General features: G+C 63.4%; 7 protein-coding genes and 1 tRNA gene. 7 read left to right on the forward strand and 1 reads right to left on the reverse strand.

The window, feature by feature from the left end:
- From RMO81_RS13635 to RMO81_RS13655, 5 genes are all read left to right on the forward strand, one after another.
- A partial coding sequence (locus tag RMO81_RS13635) for a phage tail sheath C-terminal domain-containing protein (RefSeq protein WP_310476440.1) occupies positions 1-1,106 on the forward strand: 1,106 nt, incomplete at its 5' end.
- Positions 1,107-1,151: 45 nt separating this feature from the next.
- On the forward strand, positions 1,152-1,613 hold the full coding sequence (locus RMO81_RS13640; RefSeq protein ID WP_310476441.1) for a phage tail protein: 462 nt from the start codon (positions 1,152-1,154) through the stop codon (positions 1,611-1,613).
- Positions 1,613-2,056 (forward strand): phage tail protein, encoded by a 444-nt coding sequence (locus tag RMO81_RS13645; protein WP_310476443.1) that lies wholly within the window; start codon positions 1,613-1,615, stop codon positions 2,054-2,056. The genes RMO81_RS13640 and RMO81_RS13645 overlap by 1 nt, the downstream gene beginning before the upstream one ends.
- An 87-nt stretch (positions 2,057-2,143) precedes the next feature.
- Complete coding sequence (vgrG, locus tag RMO81_RS13650) at positions 2,144-3,907, forward strand: type VI secretion system tip protein VgrG (protein WP_310476444.1); 1,764 nt, start codon at positions 2,144-2,146, stop codon at positions 3,905-3,907.
- Positions 3,908-3,935: 28 nt separating this feature from the next.
- Positions 3,936-4,235, forward strand: a complete 300-nt coding sequence (locus tag RMO81_RS13655; RefSeq protein ID WP_310476445.1) for a PAAR domain-containing protein — start codon at positions 3,936-3,938, stop codon at positions 4,233-4,235.
- 31 nt (positions 4,236-4,266) lie between these two features.
- On the opposite strand, the gene RMO81_RS13660 is transcribed toward RMO81_RS13655, so the two are convergent.
- A tRNA-Gly gene (locus RMO81_RS13660) sits at positions 4,267-4,340 on the reverse strand.
- 191 nt (positions 4,341-4,531) lie between these two features.
- Here RMO81_RS13660 and RMO81_RS13665 point away from each other — a divergent pair.
- Both RMO81_RS13665 and RMO81_RS13670 read left to right on the forward strand, forming a co-directional pair.
- Positions 4,532-4,897, forward strand: coding sequence for a BlaI/MecI/CopY family transcriptional regulator (locus RMO81_RS13665; RefSeq protein WP_310476446.1), 366 nt, complete (start codon positions 4,532-4,534; stop codon positions 4,895-4,897).
- Positions 4,894-5,237, forward strand: a 344-nt coding sequence (locus RMO81_RS13670; protein WP_310476447.1) for a M56 family metallopeptidase, incomplete at its 3' end; no start/stop codon positions are given. The genes RMO81_RS13665 and RMO81_RS13670, both read left to right, overlap by 4 nt.

The raw sequence follows: 5,237 nt of genomic DNA on the forward strand, positions 1-5,237 counted from the left end.
CGATGCTGGTTATCCCGGAAGGCGTCCGCCTCAGCCGGGCCGACAGCATCAGGCTGCAGCAGGCGATGCTGGCGCATTGCGGCGAGGACATGAAGAACCGCTTTGCCATCCTGGATATTCACGACGGCGATCAGCCGTTGCAGCCCGATGATCCGGTCGCCGCGTTCCGCGATGCGCTGGGGCAGAACAATCTCGGTTTTGGCGCGGCCTATTATCCCTGGCTGAACACCACGGTCGTTCAGGATCGCGACATCAGCTACCGCAATTTCCTCGACAATGCAGCGCCTGCAGCGTCGGCAGATCAGTTGCTGCAGGCGATCGTACCGCCGGGCGATCCCGCCTGGCTGAGGATGGACGTGGACAGTCTGGCGGATGACGGCAGCAAGCTGTCGCTGGAGGCCTTTCTGAAGACCGCGATTCCAGCTGTGCTTTCGCCGAAGCAGCAGACGATGATCGACCAAGTCCAGCTGCTGGTGGAGACGGTGGCGAATTTCAAGTCGCTGCGGGCTGAGGCTATCCGCCATCTGAATGTGCTGCCGCCGGGCAGCGCCATGGCGGGGCTGTACAGCTTTGTCGACAACAGCCGCGGGGTGTGGAAGGCGCCGGCGAATGTGAGCGTGAACGCAGCCATTTCGCCAACGGTGCCGATCTCCAGCAGTATGCAGCAGGATCTGAACGTCACGCCGATGGGCAAATCGGTCAACGCCATCCGTAATTTCGCGGGCAGGGGCGTGCTGGTCTGGGGCGCCCGCACGCTGGACGGGAACAGCAACGATTGGCGCTATATCAGCGTGCGCCGCACGATGATCTTCCTGGAAGAATCGTGCCGGCTGGCGGTGAAATCCATGGTGTTCGAACCCAATGACAGCCGCACCTGGGTGACGGTCAAGGCGATGATCGAGAATTTCCTCAGCTCGGTCTGGCGTCAGGGCGGTCTGGCTGGCGCCAAGCCGGAAGAGGCCTATGCCGTGAGGGTTGGCTTCGGCGAAACGATGACCGCAGAGGATCTGCGCCTGGGTGTCATGCGGATCATGATCATGGTGGCGCTGGTTCGCCCAGCTGAATTCCTGGTTTTTACCATCGAGCAGCAGCTGCCGACGACTTGATCGGGGCCAACCGCCTGAACATGCATCCCAAGCAGGAGAATGACGATGCCCGATACTGGCAAGGAGCAATCGACGAGCGTGTGGCCGCTGCCCAAATTCAACTTCACGGTGACGGTGGGCGATGGCGCCACCATGTCGTTCCAGGAAGTTTCCGGGCTCGATATGGAAGCGCAGGCGATCGAATATCGGGCGGGCGACAGCAGGGCTTTTTCCGCGATCAAGATGCCTGGCATCAAGAAGTTCAGCGACGTGACCTTGAAGAAGGGCATGTTCAAGGCCGACAACAAGCTGCTCGCCTGGTTCAACCAGAGCATGACGAACAGCATCGAACGCAAGCCGGTGACCATCAGCCTGCTCGACGAAACCGGCAGGGAGGTCTTCACTTGGAAACTGCTCAACGCCTTCCCGATCAAGATCAGCGGCAAGGATCTGAATTCCACCGGCAATGACATGGCGGTGGAGACCATCGTTCTGGCGCACGAAGGCCTGACCATGGAGGCCAAGTGATGTTGCCGCCAGCCGCATTCTGGTTCGTGGTGCGTTTCGCTGGTGCCGACCCTGCCAGCGACACATTTTTTCAGGAAGTTTCAGGCATCGGCAGCGAAATGGACACGACCGGTTTTGCCGAAGGCGGCGAAAACCGCTTTGTCCACACGTTGCCGGTGGGCGTCAAACACACGCCGCTTACCCTGAAGCGGGGCATCGCCGGTCTGGATTCGCCGCTGGTGAAATGGTGTCGGGCCACGCTGGAAGGCGGCTTTGGCCAGGCCATCGAGGCCCGCGATCTGACGGTGTATCTGCTCGATGCCGAAGGCGAGCCATTGCGCGGATGGTCGTTTGGCAGGGCGTTTCCCAAAAGCTGGGCCATTGATCCGTTTCAAGATGACAAGACCCGTGTGGTCATCGAAAAAATCGACTTGGCTTACACAACGACGACGCGGAAACTGTGACATCGTGACAATATCCGCGGATCGAGACACGGCCTTTGGCGCCGTGCCCCAATCTTGCGCTGCGGCGCCCATTCCGGAGCTTGTCTGATGCCGCCGTCACCCAGCGCAGAAACCAATGGCCCGCTTCGGGTGAGCATCGCCAGCAACGGCAACGCGATTGCTGACACCATCAGCATCCTTGCCGTCGAAGTGCGCCGCGCGATTGGCGAGATTGCCAGCGCGACGATCGAAATCGGCGATGGCGACATGGCCAACGCCAGTTGGGACGTGGCCGATGGCGACAGCTTTGCGCCCGGCACCGAAATCACCATCCAGGCCGGTTACGGATCGGACGGGGAGGTGATCTTTGCCGGCATTGTCGTGCAGATCGGTGCGCGCATCGGCAGCGACAACGCCAGCCGGCTGGTGGTTCATTGCCAGGACAAGGCGGTGAAAATGACGCTTGGCCGCCGCAGCGCCAACCATATCGACATGACCGACGCCGACATCATGGCGCAACTGTGCAGCGCGCATGGCCTGTCGGCCGATGTCGCTGCGACGCCGGTACAGCACGGTGCGCTGGTGCAGTTTCAGTGTTCCGATTGGGATTTCCTGATGGCACGGGCGCAGGTGAACGGCCTGATGGTGATCACCGATGCCGGCACTTTGCGCGCCCACCAACCGGCAATCGGCGGCACGGCGGTGTTGAAGGTGGCATGGGGCGTCGACCTGATTGATTTCGAAGCCGATATCGATGCCCGCAGCCAGATGGCATCAGTCACGGCAGTGGCATGGGACCCTGAGACCCAGGCCGCTATCAGCGCCAGCCAGAGCCCTGGGCTCAACCGCCAGGGCAATCTGTCGTCAGCAGTGGGCAGCCCGTCGGAGACGCTGCAAGGCCCGCCGATGCTGGGCGCCGATGCGCTGCAGGCCTGGGCCAACAGCCAGCAGACCCGCGCCGGCCTCGCACGCATCCGTGGCCGCATGCGATTTCAGGGCAGCGCCAAGGCGGTGCCTGGCGCGCTGGTGGAACTGGCCGGCGTTGGCCAACGCTTTGGTGGCGACGTGTTTGCCGGCGCCATCACCCACAATATCCGCGACGGCGATTGGCGCACCACGGTCGAATTCGGCCTGCCCGAACCGGCCGCGCGACCGGATCCGGCAGTGCCGCCCGCATCCGGCTGGCTGCCGACAGCGGCCGGCCTGCAGATCGGCATCGTTACCAAGCTGGAGGGTGATCCCGCTGCCGAACAGCGCATCCAGGTGAAAATTCCGGTGCTGGGTGCAAGCAGCGAAGGCGTATGGGCGCGGCTGTTGCAAACGCCGGCCTCCAAGGGTTTTGGCGCCTTTTGCGTGCCGGACATCGGCGACGAAGTGGTGATCGGCTATTTCAACGATGATCCGTCAAGTCCGGTGGTGCTGGGCAGCCTGTACAGCAGCAATCGTGCCCCGCCGCTCGCGATCAGCGATGACAACAATATCAAGGCGCTGGTCACCCGCAGCAAGGCGCGGATCGAGATTGACGATCAGGCGGTGACCATTACCATCAAGACCCCGGCCAACAACCAGATCGTGATCGACGACACGAAAAAATCGATCCTGCTGCACGATCAGCATGGCAACAGCATCACCATGAACGCCGATGGCATCACGATCGCCAGCAGCAAGGATATCGTCATGGCGGCAACCGGCGACATCAGCGGCGCGGCACAGCAGAACATGGCGCTCAGGGCGGCCAGTGACTTCACCGCCAAGGGGTTGAATGCCACGGTGCAGGCCGATGTCAGCCTGAAATGCACGGGCACGGCCAGCGCCGAACTGTCTGCCAGCGGCACCACGACGGTGCGCGGCGCGATGGTGATGATCAATTGATCCGGTTCAGTTCAGCAGGGAAACAATCATGCCGCCAGCCGCGCGCCTGACCGATATGCACAGCTGCCCGATGGTCACGCCAGGGTTGCCGCCGATCCCGCATGTCGGCGGGCCGATCGTGGGCCCAGGCGTGGCCACCGTGCTGATCGGCAGGCTCCCGTCGGCGGTGGTGGGCGATATGGCCGTCTGCGTTGGCCCGCCCGACAGCATCATCAAGGGTTCGGCCACGGTGATGATCGGCCAGCGGCCCGCAGCCCGGATCGGCGATGCGATGGCCCATGGCGGCGTGATCGTGCTGGGCTGGCCGACCGTGGTGATTGGCGGTTGAGCAGCAGCGCCGGCCTGGCCAGTGCCGATGTTGGAGCGGGTAGCGGGAATCGAACCCGCACGTCTAGCTTGGGAAGCTAGCAGGCTACCACTACATCATACCCGCGACAGCAGCGCCCGCTTGCCACCGCCCGGCCCGGTTCGTCAAGCAATCAGGCGGCAGCCGAGGCGGCGGGCCGTTTATGGTCCAGAAATCCTACCGGGCGCTCCACTGTCCCACCCCCGCACAACGGTTGTTGACGACTACAGGCGTAGTCGGTAGTCTGATTACAGATGTAAACGAATCGGGTGCAGTCAATGTCGGAACGGATCAGCGAAGCCGAATGGCAGGTGATGGAGGTGCTGTGGCGTGACAGTCCGCTCACTGCGCTGGACGTCGCCACGCGGCTGGAAGCGTCGGGCTGGAGCCTGGCCACGGTCAAGACCCTGCTGTCCCGCCTTGCCGCCAAGGGCGCGCTGGCCACGGCTGAAGATGGTCGCCGTTATCTTTATTCCCCCGCTGTTGATCGCGCGGCCATTGCCGGCGGTGAATCACGCCGGCTGGTTGATCGGCTGTTTGGCGGACGCCCGGCGCCGCTGGTCGCGCATCTGGCGGAACGCGGCGAGCTTTCCTCGGCCGATATTGCCGAACTCGAAGCCCTGATCCGGGAGCTGAAACAATGAGCGAGATGCTGTCATCTGCCTGGCTCGTGGAGGCGCTGATTGGCGCCACGCTGCTGATGCTGCTGGTGCTGGCGGTGCGCAAGCCCGTCGCCCGGCTGTGGGGCGCCCACATGGCCTATGCGCTGTGGGCGTTGCCGGCATTGCGGATGATCCTGCCGGCCATCCCCGGCTGGCAGCCGCTTTATGTGCCGTTGGCGCAATCCGACCCGCAAGGCGATGTGGCGCTGGCGCTGATGAGCCCCGCCGACGCGGTGGGGTATGACGCGCCGCTACCGCCCCTCACGCTGCACATGGGGCCCGAGGCAAGCCTGGTGCCGGATTGGCCAGTGCTGCTGCTCGG

This window comes from Sandarakinorhabdus sp. (genome assembly GCF_031422795.1).
Taxonomy (GTDB): Bacteria; Pseudomonadota; Alphaproteobacteria; order Sphingomonadales; family Sphingomonadaceae; genus Sandarakinorhabdus.